17 protein-coding genes and 1 pseudogene are annotated in these 20,586 nt (G+C 60.2%); 3 read left to right on the plus strand and 15 right to left on the minus strand.

The window, feature by feature from the left end; all coding sequences use genetic code 11:
* Positions 1–51 precede the first annotated feature (51 nt).
* A complete protein-coding gene (locus B2Y33_RS02920) occupies positions 52–1,281 on the plus strand; it encodes a nucleoside recognition domain-containing protein (RefSeq protein ID WP_023532681.1) in 1,230 nt (409 codons plus the stop codon).
* Between the two features lie 31 nt (positions 1,282–1,312).
* Here B2Y33_RS02920 and B2Y33_RS02925 read toward each other — a convergent pair whose 3' ends face one another.
* The 15 genes and pseudogenes from B2Y33_RS02925 to B2Y33_RS02995 all read right to left on the minus strand — a co-directional run bounded on the left by B2Y33_RS02925 (position 1,313) and on the right by B2Y33_RS02995 (position 17,833).
* A complete protein-coding gene (locus B2Y33_RS02925; RefSeq protein ID WP_027913223.1) occupies positions 1,313–2,335 on the minus strand; it encodes a DUF5924 family protein in 1,023 nt (340 codons plus the stop codon).
* A 76-nt stretch (positions 2,336–2,411) separates the two neighbouring features.
* Positions 2,412–3,819: pseudogene (locus tag B2Y33_RS02930) on the minus strand (M16 family metallopeptidase).
* 30 nt (positions 3,820–3,849) lie between these two features.
* Positions 3,850–5,508 (minus strand): Na/Pi cotransporter family protein, encoded by a 1,659-nt coding sequence (locus tag B2Y33_RS02935; RefSeq protein WP_027913221.1) that lies wholly within the window; start codon positions 5,506–5,508, stop codon positions 3,850–3,852.
* Between the two features lie 208 nt (positions 5,509–5,716).
* A complete protein-coding gene (locus B2Y33_RS02940) occupies positions 5,717–6,487 on the minus strand; it encodes a TerC family protein (protein ID WP_027913220.1) in 771 nt (256 codons plus the stop codon).
* A gap of 70 nt (positions 6,488–6,557) precedes the next feature.
* A complete protein-coding gene (locus B2Y33_RS02945; protein ID WP_023532698.1) occupies positions 6,558–7,865 on the minus strand; it encodes a CitMHS family transporter in 1,308 nt (435 codons plus the stop codon).
* Positions 7,866–8,154: 289 nt separating this feature from the next.
* Entirely contained in the window at positions 8,155–10,101 is a 1,947-nt protein-coding gene (locus B2Y33_RS02950) for a DUF4105 domain-containing protein (protein ID WP_241194863.1), read from the minus strand.
* A 5-nt stretch (positions 10,102–10,106) separates the two neighbouring features.
* Positions 10,107–10,427 (minus strand): DUF2388 domain-containing protein, encoded by a 321-nt coding sequence (locus B2Y33_RS02955; RefSeq protein WP_023532340.1) that lies wholly within the window; start codon positions 10,425–10,427, stop codon positions 10,107–10,109.
* A gap of 36 nt (positions 10,428–10,463) precedes the next feature.
* On the minus strand, positions 10,464–10,757 hold the full coding sequence (locus tag B2Y33_RS02960) for a DUF2388 domain-containing protein (RefSeq protein ID WP_028687771.1): 294 nt from the start codon (positions 10,755–10,757) through the stop codon (positions 10,464–10,466).
* Between the two features lie 29 nt (positions 10,758–10,786).
* Positions 10,787–11,104 carry a DUF2388 domain-containing protein gene (locus tag B2Y33_RS02965; protein WP_027913216.1) on the minus strand — a complete coding sequence of 106 codons (318 nt, stop codon included), beginning with the start codon at positions 11,102–11,104 and terminating at the stop codon, positions 10,787–10,789.
* 285 nt (positions 11,105–11,389) lie between these two features.
* Positions 11,390–11,605 carry a DUF1127 domain-containing protein gene (locus tag B2Y33_RS02970; protein WP_027913215.1) on the minus strand — a complete coding sequence of 72 codons (216 nt, stop codon included), beginning with the start codon at positions 11,603–11,605 and terminating at the stop codon, positions 11,390–11,392.
* Positions 11,606–11,944: 339 nt separating this feature from the next.
* Positions 11,945–13,438 carry an acetyl-CoA hydrolase/transferase family protein gene (locus B2Y33_RS02975; protein WP_028687772.1) on the minus strand — a complete coding sequence of 498 codons (1,494 nt, stop codon included), beginning with the start codon at positions 13,436–13,438 and terminating at the stop codon, positions 11,945–11,947.
* 186 nt (positions 13,439–13,624) lie between these two features.
* Positions 13,625–15,061 carry an NAD(P)(+) transhydrogenase (Re/Si-specific) subunit beta gene (locus B2Y33_RS02980; RefSeq protein ID WP_027913213.1) on the minus strand — a complete coding sequence of 479 codons (1,437 nt, stop codon included), beginning with the start codon at positions 15,059–15,061 and terminating at the stop codon, positions 13,625–13,627.
* The gene (locus B2Y33_RS02985) at positions 15,058–15,378 is read right to left on the minus strand and encodes an NAD(P) transhydrogenase subunit alpha (protein ID WP_023532697.1); all 321 of its coding nucleotides are present in this window, start codon (positions 15,376–15,378) and stop codon (positions 15,058–15,060) included. Before B2Y33_RS02985 ends, B2Y33_RS02980 begins: the two co-directional genes overlap by 4 nt.
* Positions 15,379–15,390: 12 nt before the next feature.
* Entirely contained in the window at positions 15,391–16,512 is a 1,122-nt protein-coding gene (locus B2Y33_RS02990) for a Re/Si-specific NAD(P)(+) transhydrogenase subunit alpha (protein WP_206405044.1), read from the minus strand.
* A 415-nt stretch (positions 16,513–16,927) separates the two neighbouring features.
* Positions 16,928–17,833, minus strand: a complete 906-nt coding sequence (locus B2Y33_RS02995; protein WP_206405043.1) for a LysR family transcriptional regulator — start codon at positions 17,831–17,833, stop codon at positions 16,928–16,930.
* A gap of 156 nt (positions 17,834–17,989) precedes the next feature.
* On the opposite strand from B2Y33_RS02995, the gene B2Y33_RS03000 reads away from it, so the two are divergent.
* Positions 17,990–19,171, plus strand: a complete 1,182-nt coding sequence (locus B2Y33_RS03000) for an acyl-CoA dehydrogenase (protein ID WP_027913210.1) — start codon at positions 17,990–17,992, stop codon at positions 19,169–19,171.
* 13 nt (positions 19,172–19,184) lie between these two features.
* On the plus strand, positions 19,185–20,405 hold the full coding sequence (locus B2Y33_RS03005) for a CaiB/BaiF CoA transferase family protein (protein ID WP_206405042.1): 1,221 nt from the start codon (positions 19,185–19,187) through the stop codon (positions 20,403–20,405).
* The last annotated feature ends 181 nt before the right edge of the window (positions 20,406–20,586 follow it).

A 20,586-nucleotide genomic window follows, 5' to 3' on the forward strand; every position in this document is an offset into this window, starting at 1 on the left:
AGGGCGGTGTTCGATACGTTATGATTCGGGCATTTCGGGGGAGGTACGTGGATGCTCAACGGCTTGTGGCTCGGCTTTTTCCTGGTAGCGGCCATATCTGCCATGGCTCAATGGCTAGTGGGTGGCAACGCTGGCATCTTCGCGGCCATGGTCGAAAGCATCTTCGCCATGGCGAAACTTTCCGTCGAGGTCATGGTATTGCTGTTCGGCACCCTGACGCTGTGGCTGGGCTTTCTGAAGATTGCCGAGCAGGCGGGTATCGTCGAATGGCTGGCCAAGGTGCTGGGCCCCTTGTTCGCACGGCTGATGCCAGAAGTGCCGCCTGGGCACCCCGCGCTGGGGCTGATCACCATGAACTTTGCGGCCAACGGTCTGGGCCTGGACAACGCTGCTACCCCTATCGGCTTGAAGGCCATGCGTGCCCTGCAGACGCTCAACCCCAGCAGCACCACGGCCAGCAATGCACAGATCCTGTTCCTGGTGCTCAATGCGTCTTCCTTGACCCTGCTCCCTGTGACCGTCTTCATGTACCGGGCTCAGCAAGGCGCGCCCGACCCAACCATGGTGTTCCTGCCTATCCTGCTGGCCACCAGTGTGTCGACGCTGGTAGGGCTGCTGTCGGTCGCGGTGATGCAGCGTTTGCGGCTATGGGACCCTGTGGTGCTGGCTTACCTGGTGCCCGGTGCGTTGCTGCTGGGGGGCTTCATGGCCTTTCTCGGCACGTTGTCGGCAGCCGCGCTGGCCAGCTTGTCCTCAATCCTGGGCAACCTCACGCTGTTCGGGGTGATCATCGTCTTTTTGATCATCGGCGCGCTTAAGCGGGTCCAGGTCTACGAAGCGTTCGTCGAAGGGGCGAAGGAAGGCTTCGACGTTGCCAAGAGCCTGCTGCCCTACCTGGTGGCGATGCTGGTGGCGGTCGGTGTGCTGCGCGCATCAGGGGCGCTTGAGGTGGCGTTGGACGGTATTCGCCATGCGGTGAACTGGATGGGCCTGGATACGCGCTTCGTCGAAGGGCTGCCAACTGCCCTGGTCAAGCCGTTTTCCGGCAGTGCCGCACGGGCGATGCTGATCGAGACCATGCAGGCCCAGGGTGTGGACAGCTTCCCTGCCTTGGTCGCTGCGACCATTCAGGGTAGTACCGAAACCACGTTCTACGTCCTCGCCGTGTACTTCGGTGCCGTGGGCATTCAACGGGTGCGCCATGCCGTGGGGTGTGCACTGTTGGCCGAGTTTTCCGGTGTGGTGGCAGCGATCTGCGTTTGCTACTGGTTCTTTGGCTGAACGGCGTTTCAGGTGCTACAGGGTGCGTCGCTCATGAAGCGGCGCCATCCTCGACTACCTTGAAGCGCAGTACGCCTATCACCTGGCCATCTTCGGTCAGCACCCTCACCTGCCAACGCCCCACCGGGTTGGGCGGGAAGTTCTGCTTGTGGGTCCAGGCCCGATAGCCTTCCTTGCGCCCACCGTGAATGTCCAGGGCAATACGGTCCACCTCCTGCCCGTCTTTCTGCCACACATGGTAGATCCGCTCATTCAGGCCGCGCGGCGCGTTGATGGCGGTGTAGGCGTACAGGCCGCTGCTGCGAATACGGCTGGCAGCGATTTTATCCAGTGAATCTCCCGGCTCACGGTTGATGACCTCGGTACTCACGGCGACCTCGGTCATCCACAAGGTGGCCGGCGGCACCCAGGAGCGCAACAACCAACCACCGCCACCGACTGCCAGCGTGATCACCACCAGGCCGACACCGCGTCGCCAGTTGCTGACCGGGAAGCTGCTGACCAGGCTTGGGAAGGACAAGGCCATGGCGATGATCAGGGCCAGCTTGAAGCTTTGCGCGGTGGTGAGGTGCAGGATGATCGGCAAAGCCGTCAGCAAGGCGGCGAACAGGGTCAGGGTGTGCAGCGCCATGAACAGCCAGCGCCGCGGCGCGAGCCAGCGGTAGTACAGCGGGTCGATGATCGAGACCAGCCCGGCGGCGCCCAGCAAGCCTGTAAAGATCGACTGGCCGCTGTTCCAGGTGGTGGTGATGAAGAAAAACGGCAGCACGAAGAACAGGGATTCCTGGTGGATCATCTGCGTGGCATAGCGCAACAGCGGCTGGGGTATTTCACGCTTGAACGTACGCGTGAACAGGCGAGTGAGCGTGCTTTCGAGCATCAGCCAGACCCAGCTGACCAGCAGCATGACGGCGATCCAGCTGGCAAGCCCCGCCTGCCGGTCGACCAGGATGAAGCTGCCTACACCCGATAGAAAGCCCCCCAAGGCAATGACGCCCGGATAGCGTTTGAGCAGTTCGATGATGCGCTGGGCGATCTTGGGTATTGGGGGCATGGGGGCTGCAATGCTTGGAGTGGCTAGGGGGCGGCCCTTGCATGCACGACGCGGGCATTGAAAGGATACCGCCGTTTCACATGTGCCGAGTAGCACCGCTTGGCTTGTCAGGAGTTTGTCGACGCCAGCGCAGAAGGCACGCGGCGAGCAGCAACCCTGCCAGCAGGAACGACAGACCGTAGAGCTCGTCGTACCCAAAGCAGCGGTTTTTCGATACGAATGTAGCCTTCGTGGGCGAGCAACTGCTCGAGCGCCTGGTTGGCTTGCTCCAGTGTCACTCGTCGCAGCTGACGCACAGGGCTGGTGAAGCGGCCGTCGGTGTAGTCGTTCAATGCGCCCCAGTAATAATCGGCAAGGGCACTGTTACCTTGGGTTGCCCAACTTTCCTTGGCGATGCTCGCTTGCTTGATGCGGGCAAAGGTGTCCGGGTCCAGGCCCTGCTTGCGCAAATGATCGAACAAGCGCCGCATGACCTCGATGGCCCTTCCTATATCATCGCGCTCAAGGTCGGCGTTGAGGCTGAGCAGGCCGGTATCACCGAAGCTCTCGCGCTGGACCGAGGGCCCGTAGGACAGGCCGTTGCGCAGGCGCAGCTGGTCGTACACTGCCCAATCCAGATAACGGGAGAGCAGATCCAGGGTGGCCTGATGGTCGTTGTCCAACACGGGCTCGATGAACAGCCAGTGGAGTTTGGCGGTATCGCCCAGCCAGCCGTGCATCAGGTCGCGCCGTTGCTTGGCCTCGTGGCTGATCGATTCCAGATCACGGCGGTCTTCCGGCTCGGTGGCCGGGAGTTCGCCGAAGGTTCTTTCCAGATAGGCGGGCAACAGGCGGTCAAGGCCACCCACCATGATCAGTGTCATGTTGTTGGCCGCGTACCAACGCTCGCGCAGGCCTTGGACCTGCTCGAGGGTCATGTCGTCGAGGTTGGAGCGCTCGGGGCATTTCAAGCCCAATTCCGTGGCCAATTGCTGCCCGGCGGGGTGGCCGATGTCCTGCCGGTCGAGCCAGCGCTGCAGATGCCCGTAATGGCCACCGTCCTCACGCTCGATGATGCGCTTGGCAGTCGCCAGGGCCTTGGCGTCGATCTGGGTGTCGCGAATGATCGACAGCAACAGATCGAGTACCTTGCGCTGATTGCGTGCGGGCGCCTCGATCACGAACGTGGTGTCGGCATTGCCCGTGAACGCATTCCATTCGCCACCCAGCGCCTGCAGGCGCTCTTCCAGACCCCCTTCGCCCGTGTCATCCACTCCACTGAACAGCAGGTGCTCCAGCAGGTGCGGCAGCTCTTTCTGGTCGCAGCCGAAGTCGTCCAGGCCCACCCCCACGACCAGGCGAATGGACACATGGTCGCGTTCGTAGCCGTCCTTGAGAATGACCTGCAGGCCGTTGGGCAGCAGATAGCCCTCCACGCGAGCGCGGTCCAGGGCAAAGGAGCAGAGGCTACACATCAGCAGGCAGACGAACATCAGGCAACGCATGGGTGAGCGGGGGTCCTCAGGTCGGCGACATCACGGCAGAGGGGCTTCGTCCGGCACGCTGTCGAGCATCAGCCCGCCCGTGTCCGAGCCGCCCAGTACCACATAGGCACTGCTGCAGAACAAAGAGTTCAACCGCTTCATGTCGGCGATAAGCTCCAGGTGGATGGAGCTGGTCTCGATGCTCTGTACCACTTTGCGCTGCAGGCGGCTGACATGGGCGTGGGCCAGGCGCCGTTCCTGGGCGCGAAAACGACGTTTCTCGCGCAGCAGCAAACGCGCGCTTTCCGGGTCGGCGCTGAGGAATACCGAGAGGCCAAGGCGCAAGTTGGCCAGCAATTGCTCCTGCAATCCGGTCAGTTCCTCCAGCCCCATCTGAGAAAAGGCACGGCGTTGGCTTGTCTTCTGCTGCTGGACTTTGCGCAACATGCGTTCGATCAGGTCGCAGGCCAGCTTGAGGTTGACGGCCAGCTCGATGATCTCGGCCCAGCGACGGTTGTCGTGTTCGCTGAGGTCCTCGCGGGTCATCTGCGCCAGGTATAACTTGATGGCGCTGTACAGGGCCTCGGCATCCTCACCCAGTGCGCGTACCTGCTGAGGCAATGCAGCCTGAGTGCCGCGCAGGGCGCCAAGCATGGCTTCAAGCAAGTTGTCGACGATATCGCCCAGGCGCAGCGTCTCCCGGGCAGCATTGGCCAGCGCCAGGCTGGGCGTTTCCAAGGCCGAGGCGTCGAGATGGCGCGGGCGTATCTGCCCGTTGTCGCGCTCGCGCTCTGGCAACAGGCTGTTGCACAGCCTTCCCATGGGCTTGACCGTAGGCAGCATGATCAGGCAGCGGGCCGTGTTGTAGAGCAAGTGGAAGCCAATGACCAGTTCTTGCGGACTGAAACTCAGTGAGTCCATCCAGTCCACCAGCGGGTGGAGCACGGGGATGATCAACAGCAGGCCGATCAGCTTGTACAGCAGGCTGCCCAGCGCCACGCGGCGGCCGGCGGCGTTCTGCATGCTGGTGCTGATGAACGCCAGCAGGCCGCTACCAATGTTGGCGCCGACCACAAGGCCTATGGCCACCGGCAGGCTGATCACCTCGGCACCTGCCAGTGTGGCGGTGAGCAGGACGGCGGCCAGGCTCGAATACGACACCATGGCAAACAATGCACCGACCAGGGCGTCGAGCAGAATGTCGCCGGTCAGCGAGGCGAAAAGCACCTTCACGCCTTGGGCATGGGTGATGGGGGCGGCTGCCTGGACGATCAGTTCCAGCGCCAGGATGATCAGGCCCAGGCCGATGCCGACGCGGCCGAGTTGGCCAGCACGGGTCTGCTTGCGTGAAAGGAAAAAGATCACCCCCAGGAAAATCAGCAGGGGCGAAAGCCAGGACAAGTCGAAGGTCAGTACACGGGCCATGAGCGCCGTGCCCACGTCGGCCCCTAACATGATGGCCAGCGCCGGGGTCATGGCCATCAGGCCCTGACCTACGAATGAGGTGACCAGCATTGCGGTTGCGTTGCTGCTCTGCACCATTGCAGTGACCAGAATGCCCGCGATGAAGGCCAGCGGGCGTTTGTCCATGTTCTGGCCGATGATGCGTCGCAGATCCGAACCGAATACCCGCAAAATGCCGGTTCGCACGATGTGCGTGCCCCACACCAGCAAGGTGACTGCCGAAAGCAGATTGAGTAGGGTCAGCATGACGAGAGCCCCCTGAGTGCACCGGCCAAGGTGGCCGGTCGAAAAGACGCGGGCGCAGTGCTGTTTGCAAAGGCCTGTTCAAGCTTTAGTTCTATTATGCCGCTGCCGCCAGCTTCGCATGGCTGTCATCATTTTGAAACATCCTTGGGACGTACTGGCGGCATGCGCAAAGGGCCCCGCAGGGCCCTTTTCTTCGTGACGTGTGAGGTTATTGACCCGGCACGTCCTTGCGCAGCTTCACGGCCTCGTGCTCCTTGCCAGCCTTGCGTGCCAACGACGTACGCATGCGGATGTTGATGGCTTCGACCGCCAGGGAGAAGGCCATGGCGAAATAAACGTAGCCTTTAGGAACATGCACATCGAATGCTTCGGCGATCAGCACGGTACCTACCACGATCAGGAACGACAGCGCGAGCATCTTCAATGAAGGGTGCTTGTCGATGAAGTCGGCGATGGTACCGGCACAAGCCATCATGACCAGCACGGCGACGATGATTGCGGCGATCATCACCGGCACGTGCGACACCATCCCCACAGCGGTAATCACCGAATCCAGGGAGAAGACGATATCGATGATCGCGATCTGGATGATGGTGTACAAGAACTTGCCGCCAGAGCCCTTGGGTTCGTCGGCGTTTTCTTCTTCGCCTTCCAGGCCGTGGTAGATCTCCTGCGAGCTTTTCCAGAGCAGGAACAAGCCACCGAAGAACAAGATCAGGTCACGCCCGGATATACCCTGCCCTAGCACCACGAACAGATCGTCTGTCAGGCGCATTACCCAAGTGATGGACAGCAGCAGCATGATGCGAGTGACCATGGCCAGGGCCAGGCCGAAGATCCGGGTACGCGGCTGCATGTGCTTGGGCATGCGGCTGACCAGGATCGAGATCATGATGATGTTGTCGATGCCCAGAACGATTTCAAGCGCGGTCAGGGTGAAGAAGGCAACCCAGATTTCCGGGCTGGTCAGCCATTCCATGTGTTTTCCTTTGAGCGGTATGGGCGATGCGCCTGCATCGAGGCGCATTGCGGTGGAGAGAGGTCTGTTATCAGAGACTACTGAACAGCGGGAAAATGCCCATGATCAGCGCGGCGAACATTATGCACAGGCACACCAGTACTGCCCACTTGAGCGTAAAGCGTTGGTGATCCCCGAATTCGATGCCGGCCAGGGCGACCAGCAGGTAAGTCGAGGGGACCAGCGGGCTGAGCAGGTGCACCGGCTGCCCGACGATGGATGCACGGGCCATCTCGACCGGACTGATGCCATAGTGGCTTGCCGCTTCGGCCAGTACGGGGAGAACACCGTAATAGAAGGCGTCGTTGGACATGAAGAAGGTGAACGGCATGCTCACGATCGCCGTGATCACCGCCAGGTACGGGCCCAACGCTTCGGGAATGACAGCCAGCAGGCTTTTGGACATGGCATCGACCATGCCCGTGCCCGACAGGATGCCGGTGAAGATGCCCGCGGCGAAGATCAGGCCGGTAACCGCCAGCACGCTGCCAGCGTGGGCGGCGATACGGTCTTTCTGTTGTTGCAGGCAGGGGTAGTTGACGATCATCGCGATGCTGAAGGCGATCATGAACAGCACTGGCAACGGCAGCAGGCCGGCGATGAGGGCCGCCATCAATGCAGCGGTCAGTGCGCCATTGAAGTACAGCAGCTTTGGCCGGCGTGCCTCTGGATATTGCGAAACACTGATGTCGCTGTGATCGATATCGTCAGTTGGCAGGTGCAGCTCGCCCAGGCGGGCACGTTCGCGTTTGCCGTACAGGTAGGCGATGGCCAGGATCGCGACCACGCCGAACAACATCGCTGGAATCATGGGTACGAAGATATCGGAAGGGTCCACGTGCAAGGCGCTGGCCGCCCGCGCGGTGGGCCCACCCCATGGCGTCATGTTCATGACCCCGCCGGCAAGAATGATGAGCCCCGCCATGATGCGCGGGCTCATGCCCAGGCGGCTGTACATGGGCAGCATGGCCGCGCAGCAGATCATGTAGGTGGTAGCGCCGTCACCGTCCAGCGATACCACCAGGGCCAGCACGGCGGTGCCTACCGACACCTTGAGCGGGTCGCCCTTGACCAGCTTGAGGATTTTTCGCACCGCAGGGTCGAAAAGGCCGGAGTCGATCATCAAGGCAAAGTAGAGAATAGCGAACATCAGCATGACGCCGGTGGGCGCCAACTTGCTGATGCCTTCGAGCATCATGGGGCCGATCTTGCTGGCGAAACCGCCAAAGAGGGCGAACAGAATGGGCACCAGGATCAGGGCGATCAAGGCCGACAGGCGCTTGGTCATGATCAGGTACATGAACGTGACGACCATGGCGAAGCCGAGGAAGGTCAGCATGGCAATACTCCAGGCGAGGCGCGACGAAAAAGAGGACGGTTCGGGCGGGTCAGCGTGCAGGACGCTGCGCGTGGAGTAGGTAGGACGGGACTAAGAAAAGTCGGGCACGGAAAGGCATCGGTATCACCATTGTTGTTGTTGGTTGCGCCGGGCGCGGCACGTACCTCGCCCTGGCTGACCGGTCTGTGCCGGCAATGGGGCTATCCTAAGCGGGCAAGCTTTCAGCCAGCTTTCGCTCCAACAAGGGTGACAAAAGGTAGGTAAGGCGGGTGGATGAGCTGTTGAGCCGCTACAGCTGTAGCCCACCCGCTGCCTTATGCAGTGCGCGAAGATGCTCTCCGATGTGCTTCACGTTGGCTTCAACTGCCGCTATCTGCCTGGCCCGGGAAGGTTCGAGCAGCGCCCTCACCTCTTTGTCCAGGTTGGTACTCAAGCGCAGCAACTGCGCCTGGCGTTCGCTGCTGACCTTTTCCAGGTGAACCCGCTCTTCTCGCTGCGGCAGCCCGTAGCCTGTGGTGTCGAGCAATTCCGCCGGGCGACTCAGGAAACCGCTGTTGGCGAGCATCTGCTTGAGGGTGGCATCGGCCTTGTCGACGCTACCATCCTTGAGCGCTGCGGCATTGAGATAGCGCTGCTTGACCTCGTCCTGTGCCAACAGCAGTTGCCGTCGCAAGCCCGCCTGTTCCAGAAGCAGCAAGGCGGCACTGGTGCGCAGGTCAGCCTGGTCGAACCAGGGCTTGCGTTGCTCGGCGTCCAGGGCCAACCAATCCTCTACCTTGGTTTGCTTTACCGGCAGTTGCTTCTTCAGCACATCGAACATGGCCTGGTAGCGGTCGCGGTACGAGTCAAAGCGGTAGCCCAGGCGCAGTGCCTCTCGCGGATCGTCCAGCACGCTGGTGTCAGCCAGCCCACGGCCGTCGAGCACGGCAAGCAGGCCATTGGGCATGATGCTGTCGAGGTCGTTGAGTTTTGGGTTGGCGGTACCGCTACGCAGCAGCTTCAGCGATTCCACGGCGCAGTTATTGGACAGGAACCAGTAGTTGCCGTCGTAGCTCCACTGCATTTCGGCGGCCTGGCGGACCAGGTTCTCGATCTCCTCACGATTGAGCTTGAGTGGCACCGAGGCCAGGCTGCGCAGTTCGGTCTTGGTGTATTCATCGATGACCTGCCCCAGCGGCAGCACGAACAACCGGGAGGGGTAGACGCCGACCAGTCCATCCCAGCTGGACAACTGGACGTCGTTGACGAAAGCGCGATACGAAAGCACCAGGCTTTGATCAAGGTCCAGGCGGCAGTCCGGGCCTCGCGGACGGCCGGGCTTGCAGATGACCAGGCGCAGCATGCTGTGCCCCCAGCGGCTGACCAGGTTCTGATTGGCCTCGGCCAGCAGGTAATCCACTTCGTACACCCGCTCGGGGTCGACCTCACCCAGCGGCTGGCGCGCGAAGTCGCTACCGGCATTGATGAACGGCAGGCCTTTGGCGCAGGCGTCCTGGGGAGGGCTCCAGCCAAAATGTTGAGTCAGGTATCGATTGAGCGCGGGGCGGCGACAGCCATAGCTGGGGTCGAGAAGGAAGTACTCCATATTGACCGCGACGTATTCTTTCGGGCTGCTCAGCTCGTAGCGGTCGGGGCTACGCACGAACTGGCCGTTATGCTGTTCGCGCTCGCCGCGCCGGCCTACGTACTGGGGCCAGCCGGCGAGGTCCAGCAGGCGTGGGTCATCGCTGAGGGTGAACCGTCGCCCCGCCTGGCCGCGGCATTCGCCGGGCAGGCCTACATTCCCGACAGTGCCTTGCAGGCGGTTGCATCGAGTGAACAATGCGTTCTGCTGCCCCGGCCACAACCGGGCGCGGTCGTAGATATGAGTGAGCTCATGGACCACGGTCGCCAACAGTTCGTTGCGCACAGTGCCATGGGGCCGATGCGTCAGCTCTGTGGTCGCGGTGCCGTCGGCAAGGCTGGGCAGCAGGCGCCGATTGAGCATCAGGCTGGACACCAATGATGCCTGGCCGTAGGCGTCAGGCGGCATCTGGTCACTCCAACTGACGCTGACGGTGCGATCAAGCCGCTGCTTGAACGAGGGTGGCAGGCTGGCCATCGCTTGGTCGAGCAGCGCCTGGCTGGCGCTGACCTGCTGCGGGGTCAGGTCGGCGGTTTGCAGATCCAGGTGCAAGTCTGCAAGCGCGGGCGTGCCGAGCAGTGTCAGAAGACAGCCGAACCACCCGGCACGCAGTGACTTCACAGCGCGAGAATAGCTTCGGCCAATACCTGGTCACTGGCATCGCGTGCCTGCGGTACACGCTCGCGCAACGTCGTGAACGCCGCTTCCAGTTGCGCGCCACGGATATCGCCGTCGCTGGCCACGAAGCTGGCTGCATCGTCGTGAGCTTCACGTACCACTTTCGAATCGCGAATGGATGTCGTGGTATCCGATGTGAAGTCGATCGAGCGGCCAAAGGCGCGCACGATGATGTTGCTGGTGGCCACCAAGGTCTGAGCCTGGGCCAGGTCGGCCAACAGGAACATGCCGAGAGTAGCGGCAATCAGCGGTTTACGCATGGAGCATCTCCGAAAATACTGGGAGGAAAAGGATAGTCATTCGACGAGGATTGCTCGCGCCAGTTCCAGGTCGCTGGCAGTGCGCGCGGGTTTATGCACGCGAATGGCTTCAAGGGCTGCCTCAAGGCGTGCACCGCGCACACGACCCTCGGTGGCGACGAACACTGCTGCATCGTCGCGCGCTGCGCTTATGAGCTTTCGATCAAAAGGTGCAGTGGTGACCTGGGTCGTGACGTAACCCGAGATCACCAGGCCTTGGGTGGTGGCGTCCAGCGCGTGGGCCGTGGCTATGCCCGCGATCCAGAGCAGGGGTAATAGCAGAAAACGCATGAGCGATCGGCTGGAGACGGCTTGCTGACTCAAAGAGCCAGGATGGCTTGAGCCAGTTGCTCGTCGCTGGCGTGCAAGGCAGGTGCCTGGGCACGGATGTGAACCAGCGCGCTTTCGAGCTTGGCGCCCCGGATGCTGCCCTGGCTGGCGACGAAGCTGGCGGCGTCGTCGCGGGCTGCTTGCACGATCTTGTTGTCGCGCAGGGATGAAGACGCATCGGACGTGGCGTTGGTTGAGGCAGCGACGCCTCGTACCACGGTGTCGGTGGTGACGACAAAACTGCTGGCACTGGCTGTACCAGCCAGGCCAAGCATCAGCGCAGCGCCGATCAGGTAAGTACGGGTCATGAACGTAAGCTCCTGGTGTGAGGGGATCCAGCTGGGAACGTGGGCAACGGCCCTTGCCTAGACTATGACAGTCGGTTCTACCAGACAGTTAAGCGAAGCGTATCACGCGGTGCTGTATCAAGATGTTAATGATAGAGCGGCGTTGAACTGTTATGCCTTATAGAAGAGCTCACGGTAACTGTACCGGTGACGGAGATTTTATTTGAAACACAAATAAAAAACCCGTCGCAGGGCTCTGCGACGGGTTTTCGAAATTCACGTTGCCAGTCAGGCTGGCACAGGCGCTTAGCGCCAGAAAGGCTTGCTCAACTCTTCGTAACGCTGCGATTCGCTGATACCGGCGTCTGCCAGCAGACGCGCATCCAAGCGGGCCAATTGACGACGGCTGGCCATACGACGCTGCCAAAGCAACAAGGTAGAGGCTACGCGCAGGGGGAACGAGGCGTTGGATTGTTTGGCGGTGCTTTCAAAAACCAGACCGGAACTGAGGGTACGTTCCATGATGATCATCCTTCCGCTTATGGCGGCATTAGATAGTGATTTAACTGATGCCAATGATCCTCCCCTCTTGTCCATAACAGTAGATACAGTTGCAGGTAAAGAGGGTGAGCCAGTTAACTGTGTAATGCTACTGTTGCACTCGAAAGTGGCTAAACTGTACTGGTGTGCGCGAATATGGTGCATATTTCGGTGATTCCTCTGCCTTTCGGAGAGAACACCTGGTGAAAAGCAGTACAGTAGTACAGTTTATTCTGTTCCTGCCTTGTTGCTGCTTTCTCAGTGGCGTAAAAAAAGGGTCGCCAAGCGACCCTTCGAGGTTTGTGCTTACTTCAGGACGCGTTACAGGGCAAGCATGCGACCTGTCTCTTCCAGGTTTTCATGCCATGCCAGTGCTTCACGCAAGATGTGCGGCGTGTGCCCGCCCCGCTGGCAAGCGCGCTCGAAGTAATCGTTCAAGGCCGCGCGATAGTCGGGGTGCACGCAGTTGTCGATGATCGCCCTGGCGCGCTCCCGAGGGGCCAGGCCCCGCAAGTCTGCCAGGCCTTGCTCGGTGACCAGGATGTCCACGTCATGCTCGGTATGGTCCACATGGCTGACCATGGGTACCACGCTTGAGATGGCGCCGCCTTTGGCAATCGATTTGGTCACGAATACGGCCAGGTGTGCATTACGGGCGAAGTCGCCGGAACCGCCAATGCCGTTCATCATTCGGGTGCCGCAGACGTGCGTGGAGTTGACGTTGCCGTAGAGGTCGAATTCCAGGGCAGTGTTGATACCGATGATACCGAGACGCCGAACCACTTCGGGGTGGTTGGAGATTTCCTGCGGGCGCAGAACCAGCTTGTCCTTGTACTTTTCCAGGTTGCCGAACACGTCGGTGTTGCGGCGACTGGACAGGGTGATGGAACTGCCCGAGGCGAAGCGCAGTTTGCCCGCATCGATCAGATCGAACGTGGAGTCCTGCAGCACCTCGGAGTACATGGTCAGGTCTTCGAACGGCGAGTCGATGAGCCCGCACATCACGGCGTTGGCAATGCTGCCGATCCCCGCCTGCAGGGGCCCCAACCGGTTGGTCATGCGCCCTGCTTCAACCTCTTTCTTCAGGAAGCTGATCAGGTGGTCGGCAATGCCTTGGGTTTCGTCATCGGGTGGCAGCACCGTGGAGGGCGAATCGGGTTGGTCACTGATGACGATGCCTACGATCTTGGCAGGGTCGATGGCAATGGCGGTACTGCCGATGCGGTCATCCACCTTTACCAATGGGATGGGCGTGCGGGTAGGACGGTACGTAGGTATATAGATGTCGTGCAGCCCTTCCAGATTCGGGTTGTGCGACAAATTGATCTCGACGATAACTTTTTTGGCAAAGATCGCAAAGCTCGCCGAGTTGCCGACCGACGTGGTCGGTACAATATGCCCTTGCTCGGTGATGGCCACCGCTTCGATCACGGCAATGTCGGGGAGCTTCAGTTGCTGGTTGCGCAGTTGCTCGACGGTCTCCGACAAGTGCTGGTCGATGAACATGACCTTGCCATCGTTGATGGCCTTGCGCAGCGTACTGTCCACCTGGAACGGCATGCGGCGGGCCAGTACACCGGCTTCGGTCAGCTGTTTGTCCAGGTCGTTGCCAAGGCTCGCGCCGGTCATCAGGCTGATTTGCAGCGGCGACTGCTTGGCGCGTTCGGCCAGCGCGTGAGGGACGGCCTTGGCTTCACCGGCGCGGGTGAAGCCGCTCATGCCGACGGTCATGCCGTCCTCGATCAGGCCAGCGGCGTCGGCCGCACTCATTACCTTGCTATGCAGGGAGGACAAGCGGATGCGATCACGGTACATGGATTGTTATCTCGGGCTACTAAGCTACTGCTGCGCAGTCTAGTGATTTAGACCGGTGCCGTCCCGCGACCATGGTCGTATTACCCCCGCCGCTTCATGGCCGTTGATCCGGATCAATTAACGAAAAAGCCCTGGCCGTTATCGACCAGGGCTCTTCTTGTTCACAGGATCAGAACAGAACCTGCCTCACTCCACGGCCTTGACCATGTCTTCGATGACCTTCTTGGCGTCGCCGAATACCATCATGGTCTTGTCGAGGTAGAACAGCTCGTTGTCCAGGCCTGCATAGCCGCTGGCCATGGAGCGCTTGTTGACGATGATGGTCTTGGCTTTGAAGGCTTCGAGAATCGGCATGCCGGCGATCGGTGACTTGGGGTCATTCTTGGCGGCCGGGTTGACCACGTCGTTTGCGCCCAATACCAGGACTACGTCGGCCTGGCCGAACTCGGCATTGATGTCTTCCATCTCGAAGACCTGGTCGTAGGGGACCTCGGCTTCTGCCAACAGCACGTTCATGTGACCAGGCATACGCCCTGCCACCGGGTGAATGGCGTATTTGACGGTGACACCGTTGTGCGTGAGCTTCTCGGTCAGCTCCTTGAGCGCATGCTGGGCACGTGCGACGGCAAGGCCATAGCCGGGAACGATGATCACGCTGTCGGCGTTGCTGAGCAGGAAGGTCGCATCGTCGGCCGAGCCGGACTTCACCGGACGCTGTTCTGTGGAGCCTTGGGCAGCACCCGCTTCGGCATCGCCACCAAAGCCGCCCAGGATGACATTGAAGAACGAGCGGTTCATGGCCTTGCACATGATGTAGGACAGAATCGCCCCGGACGAACCTACCAGCGAGCCGGCGATGATCAACATGGAGTTGTTCAGCGAGAAGCCGATCCCTGCTGCAGCCCAGCCCGAGTAGCTGTTGAGCATCGACACCACCACCGGCATGTCGGCACCGCCGATCGGGATGATGATCAGCACGCCCATGATGAACGCCAGCACCAGCATGAGGGTGAAGGCGCTGTAGTGGCCGGTGAAGGTGAACAGCAACCCCAGCGCGATGGTGGTCAGGCCGAGAATGAGGTTGAGTTTGTGCTGACCGGCAAACTGCACCGGCGCGCCTTGGAACAGGCGAAACTTGTATTTGCCCGATAGCTTGCCGAAGGCGATCACCGAGCCCGAGAAGGTAATGGCACCAATGGCAGCCCCCAGGAACAGCTCCAGGCGGTTACCCGTAGGGATTGGATCGCTGATGGCGGCGACGATTCCCATCGACTGGGGCTCGAGCACTGCGGCAATGGCGATGAATACCGCGGCAAGGCCGATCATGCTGTGCATGAAGGCGACCAGCTCAGGCATCTTGGTCATCTCGACGCGTTTGGCCATCACCGAGCCTGCGGTGCCGCCCACCAGCAGCCCGACGATCACATAGCCGATGCCGGCCGTGGCCAGCTCAGCACCGAGCTTATAAATGAGACCGACCGTGGTGAGGATCGCGATACCCATACCGATCATGCCGAACAGGTTGCCACGCCGGGATGTAGTGGGGTGCGACAGGCCCTTGAGCGCCTGGATGAAACACACCGAGGCGACCAGGTACAGAAGTGTTACCAGATTCATGCTCATGCTGACTTCTGCCCCTCGTTCTTGACCTTTTTCTTGAACATTTCAAGCATGCGGCGGGTGACCAGGAACCCGCCAAATACGTTGACTGCAGCCAGAGCAACGGCGAGCGTGCCCATCACCTTTCCGGCAGGCGTGACCGTTAGCGCAGCGGCGAGCATGGCACCGACGATAACGATGGCCGATATCGCGTTGGTGACTGCCATCAGCGGGGTGTGCAACGCCGGTGTGACATTCCAGACCACGTGGTAACCCACATAAATGGCCAGCACGAAAATGATGAGGTTATAAATGCCATGGGAAATCAGCATGTCTTCCATTTGTCGTGCTCCTCAGCCGTTCTTGCGGACGATTTGACCGTCGCGGCACATGAGGCAGGCCGCGACGATGTCGTCTTCGAGGTTGATGGTCAGGGCGCCGTCCTTGTCGAACAGCAGTTTTGTGAAGTCCAGCAGGTTGCGTGCGTAAAGGGCGGAAGCGTCCGCTGCCACCAGGGCGGGTAGGTTAGTTGGGCCCACGATGGTGACGCCATGGGCATGCACGACCTCGTCAGCCACGGTCAGTGGGCAGTTGCCGCCCTGGGCCGCTGCCAGGTCGATGACTACCGAACCTGGTTTCATGTGGGCGACCGTTTCGGCGCTTAATAGCGTAGGCGCTTTGCGGCCAGGGATCAGTGCGGTGGTAATGACGATGTCTGCTTGCCGGGCACGCTCGTGTACGGCCTGAGCCTGACGCTGCATCCAGCTTGCCGGCATGGGCCTGGCGTAGCCGCCGACGCCTTGGGCACAGTCGCGCTCCTCATCGGTCTCGTAAGGCACATCGATGAGCTTCGCGCCGAGCGATTCGATCTGCTCCTTCACCGCAGGGCGCACGTCCGATGCCTCGATGACTGCGCCAAGACGCTTGGCCGTCGCAATCGCTTGCAACCCCGCTACACCTGCACCCAGGATCAAGACGCGTGCTGCCTTCACCGTACCGGCGGCCGTCATCAGCATCGGCATGAAGCGCGGATAGTGATGGGCAGCCAGTAATACGGCCTTGTAGCCGGCGATGTTGGCTTGGGATGAAAGTACGTCCAGGCTTTGTGCCCGAGACGTTCGCGGCGCGGCCTCCAGCGCAAAGGCCGTGAGGCCGCGCGCGGCCATCTTGGCGATAACGTCGTTGTTGAACGGGTTGAGCATGCCGACCAGGAGGCTGCCGCTGCTCATCAGCGCCAATTCACCATCGGTTGGCGCGACTACCTTGAGCACCAACTGGGTGCCATAGGCTTCAGCCGCCGAGCCTAGGCGGGCACCGACAGATTCATAGGCGCTGTCCGGAATGCTGGCATTGACCCCAGCACCTTGCTGGACCGTAACCTGATGACCCTGACCTATCAGTTTCTTGATGGTTTCAGGCGTCGCGGCGACCCTTGTCTCGCCGGTCTGCGTCTCGAGCGGAACACCAATGTGCACGACTATTTCTCCTGCGATGACCTTTTTTATATTTGTGAGGCCAGCGCACTTCGTAGGGTGCGCCGGAGCGGCTTAGGGCCCAACCACCCGATTCTGGGCGGGCACAGCATTTTGCAGACGAACCAGACGAGCTTCAATAGAATCTGGAGCGAAACTAACCAATAACTACAAGTCACCATGTGACCAGATGTCGCAGCTGATCTGTTGCGAACGCTCAAGCGCCTTTATTCGTCAAGCTAGGCCAGTTTTCAGCGGAAAATCTGCATTTTTCGTGTTTAAGCAGGCGAATGTCGCAAACAGAGGCTTGATAACAGATCGCTGAAGCACTCTATCACTGTCAGAAGCGCTGCAATATAGTTATTTAAATGCGACAGATCATTATATCTGTAGGTGTAAATTATAATTGACTACGGGGTCAGCTTTCCTTGGTGTCAGTGTAATCCGCCGCCTGTGCCACCAGCCATTCCCGAAACGCATCCAGCGTGGTTGATTCGACCCTGCGCTCCGGAATCATTAGATAGTAGGCCCTGTCGCTACGTAGAACATGCCTGTTAGCGACCACCAGCCTACCCTCGCCGAGCTCGCGTTGAATGAGAAAGGGGGGAATGAGCGCAACCCCCATTCCATGCATGGCCGCTTGTGCGAGCATTGAAAAGAGCTCAAGGCGGGGGCCGGTCATGTCGGTTGCTACAGAAATGCCGATGCTGCTGAACCACTGGCGCCATGCATAGGGCCGGGTGCTTTGTTGCAGCAGGGGGAGTTGTGCAATGTCGTGCGCCTGGAGGGTGTGCCTATCACCAAGCAACGCCGGGCTGCAGACAGGGACAGGATTTTCACCCATCAGCCTGTGCGAGCGGGTACCTGACCAGTCACCGTCACCAAAGTAGATGGCGGCATCGAAGCTGGTATCGGCAAATAGAAAAGGTCGTGTGCGATTGGTCAGGTTGACCGTGACATCGGGTTGACGCTGCTGGAAATCCATCAACCGCGGCAGCAACCATTGAGTGCCGAACGTGGGCACCACTGCCAGCTCGATCACGCTGGCGCCCTGCTGACGCATCACCGACAGCGTATCGCGCTCTACCGCATCGAGTTGCGCGGCCACTTGCCGGCTGTAGGACAGCCCTGCTTCGGTCAGCTTCACGCCCCGGTGTGAGCGGCGGAACAACTCAACGTTCAAAAAGCCCTCAAGGCTGCCGATCTGCCTGCACACAGCGCCCTGGGTCAGCGACAGTTCCTGAGCAGCCTTGGTGAAGCTTTCGTGGCGGGCGGCAGCCTCGAAGCAAACTAGGGCTGTAGTGCTGGGTATCTTCCGACGCATGCCTATCCCTCACTCGTGGACATTTGATTTTGGGGTTTCAATGCTCTCTGAGTGAGAAAATAGCACTCATAGGTGCAGAAACGTCGTTTGTCGTCGCCGCTTGCCCGGCCTAGGATCACGTCATAAGTCATCCACCGTTCTGGGAGAAATGCATTCATGGCCGCCAAAGCAAGCTTCAGCTGGATCGACCCCCTCTTGCTGGATCAACAGCTCAGTGAAGAAGAGCGCATGGTTCGAGACAGTGCCTATCAGTTCGCCCAGGACAAGCTGGCTCCGCGCGTGCTTGAAGCGTTCCGTCACGAAAAGACAGATGTAGCGATCTTTCGCGAGATGGGTGAAGTGGGCCTGCTGGGCGCTACGATCCCGGAGCAGTACGGTGGGAGCGGTCTGAACTACGTGTGTTACGGGCTCATTGCTCGCGAGGTAGAGCGCATCGACTCGGGGTATCGCTCGATGATGAGTGTGCAGTCGTCGTTGGTGATGGTGCCGATCAATGAATTTGGCTCCGAGGCACAGAAACAGAAGTACTTGCCCAAGCTTGCCAGTGGCGAGTGGATTGGTTGCTTTGGCCTTACTGAACCCAATCATGGGTCTGACCCGGGGTCGATGGTCACTCGTGCCCGGAAAGTCGAAGGCGGCTATCGGTTGACCGGCAGCAAGATGTGGATCACCAACAGTCCTATCGCTGATGTGTTCGTGGTGTGGGGCAAGGACGACGCAGGTGACATCCGTGGTTTCGTTTTGGAAAAGGGCTGGGAGGGCCTGAGTGCACCGGCGATTCATGGCAAGGTCGGGCTGCGCGCCTCCGTGACGGGTGAGATTGTCATGGACAATGTGTTTGTGCCCGAGGAGAACATGTTCCCTGAGGTGCGCGGGCTCAAGGGGCCTTTCACTTGCCTGAACTCCGCACGCTACGGCATTTCATGGGGAGCGCTGGGCGCTGCCGAGGCCTGCTGGCATACAGCGCGTCAGTACACCCTGGACCGGCAGCAGTTTGGCAGGCCGCTGGCTGCCAACCAGCTGATTCAGAAGAAGCTCGCTGACATGCAGACAGAGATCACCTTGGCACTGCAAGGCTGCCTGCGTCTGGGGCGCATGAAAGATGAGGGCACTGCCGCTGTCGAGATCACGTCGATCATGAAGCGCAACTCATGTGGCAAGGCGCTGGACATCGCCCGCATGGCGCGTGACATGTTGGGCGGTAATGGCATCTCGGACGAATTCGGCGTGGCGCGTCATCTGGTCAACCTCGAGGTGGTGAACACTTATGAAGGCACCCATGACGTGCATGCTCTGATTCTGGGGCGTGCGCAGACAGGTATTCAGGCTTTCTATTAATAAGGAGGCTGTCATGGGAGCGCTTTCGCATCTGCGCGTGCTGGATCTGTCGCGGGTACTGGCGGGGCCGTGGGCTGGTCAGATCCTTGCGGACCTGGGTGCCGATGTCATCAAGGTCGAGCGTCCTGGCAAGGGCGATGACACGAGGGCGTGGGGACCGCCTTATCTCAAGGACAGCGCGGGTGGCAGTACTGGCGAAGCGGCTTATTATCTGGCAGCCAACCGCAACAAGCGCTCTATCACGATCGACTTCACCCAGTCTGATGGTCAGCGACTGATCCGCGAACTGGCTGCCAAGAGCGATATCGTCATTGAAAACTTCAAGGTAGGCGGTTTGGCGGCTTATGGGCTGGATTATCCATGCCTGAAGGCTATCAATCCGAAGCTCATCTACTGCTCGATCACCGGGTTCGGGCAGACAGGTCCCTATGCGCAGCGTGCGGGCTATGACTTCATGATTCAGGGGCTTGGCGGGCTCATGAGCCTGACAGGGCTGCCGGAGGGTGAGGTGGGTGCGGGGCCTGTGAAGGTTGGGGTGGCGCTGACGGACATTCTTACCGGGCTGTATTCGACGGTTGCGATTCTGGCGGCGCTGTCTCATCGGGAGCAGCGTGGTGAGGGTCAGCACATCGACATGGCTCTGCTGGATGTCCAGGTGGCGTGCCTGGCCAATCAGGCGATGAATTACCTCACAACGGGCGTGCCGCCGCGTCGCCTGGGCAATGCGCACCCGAATATCGTGCCTTACCAGAACTTTCCCACGGCCGATGGCGACTTCATTCTCACTGTGGGCAACGATGGTCAGTTCCGAAAGTTTGCAGAGGTGGCTGGGCAGGTACAGTGGGCTGATGACCCGCGGTTCGCAACCAACAAGGCACGTGTAGCCAACAGGGGCGAGCTAGTACCGTTGATTCGCCAGGTGACGGTGTTCAGGACGACGGCGCAGTGGGTGAGTGACCTGGAAGCAGTAGGCGTGCCGTGTGGGCCGGTCAATGACCTGGCGCAGGTGTTTGAGGATCCACAGGTAGTGGCGCGAGAACTGGCAGTGAGCATGGCGCACCCACTGGCAGGCACAGTGCCCCAGGTCGCTTCGCCGATTCGCTTGTCGCAGACGCCTGTTGAGTACAGGCATGCGCCACCTCTACTGGGTGAGCATACAGAGAGCGTGTTGAAGGCACTGCTAAGCATGCCGGATGCCGAGGTGAAACGGTTGCGGGTGGCCGGGGTGATCTAGCGGGTGACGGCGGCTATGAATAAGCGGGGGGCGGCAGCCCCCCGCTTTGCTTTTGATTTATATGCAATTAAAGGTTGACGCGGCTTCGAATCCCCTTATAATGCGCCCCACTTCCAGCGACATCGGAACGCGAAACTCCTTGAGATTCAATGAGTTAGCTAGTTCGGGTGGTGCTGAAAGG

The sequence above is a fragment of the Pseudomonas sp. UBA5666 genome, assembly GCF_002420785.1.
Taxonomy (GTDB): Bacteria; Pseudomonadota; Gammaproteobacteria; order Pseudomonadales; family Pseudomonadaceae; genus Aquipseudomonas; species Aquipseudomonas fulva.

Excerpts from the sequence above, each read along its gene's own strand:
- B2Y33_RS02970 (WP_027913215.1), bottom strand. The coding sequence starts at position 11,605 with ATGGAACGTACCCTCAGTTCCGGTCTGGTTTTTGAAAGCACCGCCAAA.
- B2Y33_RS03005 (WP_206405042.1), top strand. The coding sequence starts at position 19,185 with ATGGGAGCGCTTTCGCATCTGCGCGTGCTGGATCTGTCGCGGGTACTG.
- B2Y33_RS02960 (WP_028687771.1), bottom strand. The coding sequence starts at position 10,757 with ATGCGTTTTCTGCTATTACCCCTGCTCTGGATCGCGGGCATAGCCACG.
- B2Y33_RS02955 (WP_023532340.1), bottom strand. The coding sequence starts at position 10,427 with ATGCGTAAACCGCTGATTGCCGCTACTCTCGGCATGTTCCTGTTGGCC.
- B2Y33_RS02980 (WP_027913213.1), bottom strand. The coding sequence starts at position 15,061 with ATGAGCATGAATCTGGTAACACTTCTGTACCTGGTCGCCTCGGTGTGT.
- B2Y33_RS02945 (WP_023532698.1), bottom strand. The coding sequence starts at position 7,865 with ATGCTGACCTTCCTCGGCTTCGCCATGGTCGTCACGTTCATGTACCTG.
- B2Y33_RS02975 (WP_028687772.1), bottom strand. The coding sequence starts at position 13,438 with ATGTACCGTGATCGCATCCGCTTGTCCTCCCTGCATAGCAAGGTAATG.
- B2Y33_RS02935 (WP_027913221.1), bottom strand. The coding sequence starts at position 5,508 with ATGCTGACCCTACTCAATCTGCTTTCGGCAGTCACCTTGCTGGTGTGG.
- B2Y33_RS02940 (WP_027913220.1), bottom strand. The coding sequence starts at position 6,487 with ATGGAATGGCTGACCAGCCCGGAAATCTGGGTTGCCTTCTTCACCCTG.
- B2Y33_RS03000 (WP_027913210.1), top strand. The coding sequence starts at position 17,990 with ATGGCCGCCAAAGCAAGCTTCAGCTGGATCGACCCCCTCTTGCTGGAT.
- B2Y33_RS02920 (WP_023532681.1), top strand. The coding sequence starts at position 52 with ATGCTCAACGGCTTGTGGCTCGGCTTTTTCCTGGTAGCGGCCATATCT.
- B2Y33_RS02985 (WP_023532697.1), bottom strand. The coding sequence starts at position 15,378 with ATGGAAGACATGCTGATTTCCCATGGCATTTATAACCTCATCATTTTC.
- B2Y33_RS02965 (WP_027913216.1), bottom strand. The coding sequence starts at position 11,104 with ATGACCCGTACTTACCTGATCGGCGCTGCGCTGATGCTTGGCCTGGCT.
- B2Y33_RS02925 (WP_027913223.1), bottom strand. The coding sequence starts at position 2,335 with ATGCCCCCAATACCCAAGATCGCCCAGCGCATCATCGAACTGCTCAAA.
- B2Y33_RS02995 (WP_206405043.1), bottom strand. The coding sequence starts at position 17,833 with ATGCGTCGGAAGATACCCAGCACTACAGCCCTAGTTTGCTTCGAGGCT.